General features: G+C 69.0%; 2 protein-coding genes and 1 pseudogene. All 3 read right to left on the reverse strand.

The window, feature by feature from the left end; translation table 11 throughout:
* Positions 1 to 604: acyl-CoA dehydrogenase family protein (locus JCM19049_RS14830; RefSeq protein ID WP_279403313.1), on the reverse strand; the 604-nt coding region annotated here is incomplete at its 3' end.
* Complete coding sequence (locus tag JCM19049_RS21205) at positions 535 to 741, reverse strand: hypothetical protein (protein ID WP_279403314.1); 207 nt, start codon at positions 739 to 741, stop codon at positions 535 to 537. The genes JCM19049_RS14830 and JCM19049_RS21205, both read right to left, overlap by 70 nt.
* 70 nt (positions 742 to 811) lie before the next feature.
* Positions 812 to 1,166, reverse strand: a pseudogene (locus JCM19049_RS14835) (ABC transporter ATP-binding protein); the annotation flags it as partial.

Genomic DNA, 1,166 nt, shown 5'->3' on the forward strand with positions numbered 1-1,166 from the left:
CGATGCCCACCAGCACGGCCAGCAGGCACAGCTGGAAGAACGCCGGTTCCAGGGTGGAGGCGACCTTGCGCTGGATGATGTTCTGCTCCTGCACCGGGACATCCTCAAAGATGGCGGTGCCGGTGCCGGTCAGCGGCTGGCCGAAGCCGTCCCAGTCATCCAGGATCCGCACGCCCGGCGCGGTGCGTTCCACGACCGCGTACTGCCGCCCCTCCACGCCGTCCGTGGAGGCCATCACCACCACCCAGTCGGCGAAGATGGAGCCGGTGGTGTAGTACTTTTCCCCGCGCAGCACCCACCCGGCCCCGGTGTTGATCAGCTTGGTGTTCGTGGCGCCCAGGGCGTTGCCGCCGCGTTCGGTGGCGGCGTTGCCGAAGATTTCGCCGGCCAGCACCCGCGGGAACCAGCGGTCCTGGAATTCGGCGGGCTGCAGCGCGATGGTCTCCACGAAGGAGAAGTGGCTGCGCAGCAGGTGGGCGACGTTGGAGTCGGCGGCCGCCAATTCGATCAGCAGCCGGAACAGGTCGGTGTGGCTCACCGGCGTTCCGCCGTGGCTGGCCGGGACCCGCAGCGCCGTGAAGCCGGCGTCCTTGAGCCACGCCACCTGCTGGTAGGGCAGTTCACGGTGTTGTTCGCGCTCCCGGGCGCCTGGGCGATGCGGGTGAAGACCGGGCGAAAGCGTTCCAGCAGGCGTTGGTAGACCGCTTCGTCGCTGGTGGCCTGGATGGCGTGGGTGCTCATGCTCCTCTTTTCGTGACGGGGGAAGTTCGTCGTTCGTCGGTGGCCGGGCGCTTCCCGGCCGGGCTCGGGTTCAGCCGGCGGCAGGGCACAGTTCACGCAGAACCTGCCCGGGGTTCGCCGCCAGCAGGGTGCGGGTGTAGGGGTGGGCCGGTTCGGTGAACACCTGGTGCACGCTGCCGCTCTCCACCAGCTCCCCGCGCCGCATGACCCCCACATGGTGGCTGATGCGTTCCACCACATGCAGGTCGTGGGAAATGAACAGGTAGGTCAGCCCGTGCTCGCGCTGCAGGGACTGGAGCAAGGCCAGGATCTGCTCCTGGGTGAGCACATCCAGTGCGCTCAGCGCCTCGTCCAGCACCAGGATCTCGGCCCGGACGCCAGCGCCCGGCGATCGCCACCCGCTGCGCTGTCCGCCGGAGAGCTGG

The organism is Arthrobacter sp. JCM 19049, assembly GCF_001310435.1.